Origin of the sequence: Enterococcus silesiacus (genome assembly GCF_001886225.1) — a bacterium.
Taxonomy (GTDB): domain Bacteria; phylum Bacillota; class Bacilli; order Lactobacillales; family Enterococcaceae; genus Enterococcus_L; species Enterococcus_L silesiacus.
In genome coordinates this window covers 1-1,508 of the sequence record NZ_JXLC01000057.1, presented here as the reverse complement: position 1 = coordinate 1,508, position 1,508 = coordinate 1, and the positions used below count along the sequence as shown (strand labels likewise).

The following is a 1,508-nucleotide window of genomic DNA, read 5'->3' as shown; positions in this document are numbered from 1 at the left end:
TCCTATTCTAAATAAGAACAGGAAATCAATCGATAAATCGTTTATTATAAACGATTTGATTTTTCTTTGACGGCGAATATGACGGCGAATTTATTCCTCTATGCTAGATTGCCGCAATTGCTTCCACTGCAATTCTTTCTTCTATTAAATTAGAATTTGTATAAATATCAAGCGTCATCTTGGTTGATGCATGCCCTAATAAGGAACTGATCACAGCAATATTTATCCCCTTTTCCAAACAGCGAGTTGCAAAAGAATGTCTTAACGCATGAAAAGAACACTCAACTAGTTTAAATTTTTGTAATAACCGCTTGAATTGATAGCGAATCGTTCGAGGTTCTGTGAAACTTTGATTTTTAGAAATAACATACTGACTATCACTCAATTCTTTTTTACTTAATAATTGTGTGATCAGATCAGAAGACAGGGGAATTATTCGCTCTGAATTTTCCGATTTTGGTTTCTCCTCAATAATTTGTGTCTTATACCCACTCTTCGTGTAAGTTTTCACCCTCTGAAGTGTACGTTTAACTGATAAGACTTTATTTGCAAAGTCAATATCCTCCCATTTCAAACCAGCAATTTCTCCAATCCTCATTCCTGTTTCTAGTGACATCAATATGGCTAATCCATCAGATGATTTTTTTGCTACATTTTTCAAAAGTTTATGTTCAAATTGTGAAATAGTAGCGATTCTAGGCTTTCTTACTTTTGGAAGATCGATGTTTTCGTAAACTGCACTTCTAATAAAATGAAGTTTTTCAGCATACTTTAAGGCTGTTTTTAAGACTCTAAATACAGAATGAAGGGAGTTGATTGATATTTTTTTCTGTGTACTATCAATAAATTTGTAAATATGTGCCTCAGTTAAATTCCCCAGAGGCATATCGCCAATTACCGGACGAACATGACAATCCAACTTACTTTTATAACTATCAAATGTTCCTGGCTTTACTTTCTTACTGATAACTGTTTCTAGCCAGTAATCCAACCAGTTATTTAGGCTTCCGTAAAACTGCTCTGATTGCTCTTTAGTAGAAAACATGGTTGCTTTTTTGATCGTCAATTTTATTTTTGCCTCTTTATATGATTGACAGTAAACATAGCCATAGTGGATACGTCCATCGGCCTTTCTTCCTTTGACATATCGGCCCTCCCAGCGCCCATCTTTTCTTTTATATATGTTTTCCCCTTTTCTCCCCAAATTAATCTTCCTTTCATAAAAATAATTGACGGCGATAATGACGGCGATAAAAAAATCGATTTTTCTCAAATTATTCAGAAATTAACGAAAAATTTGATATGTTATTGATAGAAAAATAAGTTATACTATAAAAAGATAAAAAAAAGATATTATAAACACCTAATTAACGTTGATTTTATCTTCTAACAATCATTTTTGAATTATTTTAAAAATCATAAAACCTTTTTAAAGCGATAAAACATAAACAGTATCTATATTTTCTCATTTTCCCCACGTTGATTTCCTGTTCTTATTTAGAATAGGA

1 protein-coding gene is annotated in these 1,508 nt (G+C 32.2%); it reads right to left on the bottom strand.

Annotation, left to right across the window (positions count from 1 at the left end; genetic code table 11):
• Positions 1–103 precede the first annotated feature (103 nt).
• A complete protein-coding gene (locus tag RV15_RS18340; RefSeq protein ID WP_071879426.1) occupies positions 104–1,204 on the bottom strand; it encodes a tyrosine-type recombinase/integrase in 1,101 nt (366 codons plus the stop codon).
• Positions 1,205–1,508: the final 304 nt, after the last annotated feature.